Genomic DNA, 470 nt, shown 5'->3' on the forward strand with positions numbered 1-470 from the left:
GTGAAGGACTACATCCTGGCAAACATCGGAACGGGCCGGTGGGGCAAAGATCGCAAGCTGCCGTCCGAGAATGAGTTGGTCGCTTCACTCGGCGTCTCGCGGATGACGGTTCACCGGGCGCTCAGAGAATTGACCTCGGCCGGGTTTCTGATCCGCCTGCAAGGTGTGGGAACCTTCATCGCGCCACCGCGGCCACAGTCGACGCTGATCGAGATCAACAACATCGCAGCCGAGATCGTCGAGCGCGGCAACAGACATCGTTCCGAAGTCCTCGTCCTCGAAACCATCATGCCGACAAAAGAGCTGGCGCTGTCGTTCGAATTTCCAAAGCGCGTCTCGATCTATCATTCCGTCGTCGTCAATTTCGAGAACGATCTGCCGGTGCAACTCGAAGAGCGCTTCGTCAATCCGAGCCTTATCCCCGACTATGACAAGCAGGATTTTTCGAAGACGGCGACCTATGACTACCT

At 57.0% G+C, this 470-nt stretch carries 1 protein-coding gene; it reads left to right on the forward strand.

The features are described 5' to 3' along the window. The coding region (locus EN969_RS34790; protein WP_127419973.1) for a GntR family transcriptional regulator at positions 1 to 470 on the forward strand (470 nt) is incomplete at both ends.

This window comes from Mesorhizobium sp. M7A.F.Ca.CA.003.01.2.1 (genome assembly GCF_003998945.1).
GTDB classification, from domain to species: Bacteria; Pseudomonadota; Alphaproteobacteria; order Rhizobiales; family Rhizobiaceae; genus Mesorhizobium; species Mesorhizobium ciceri.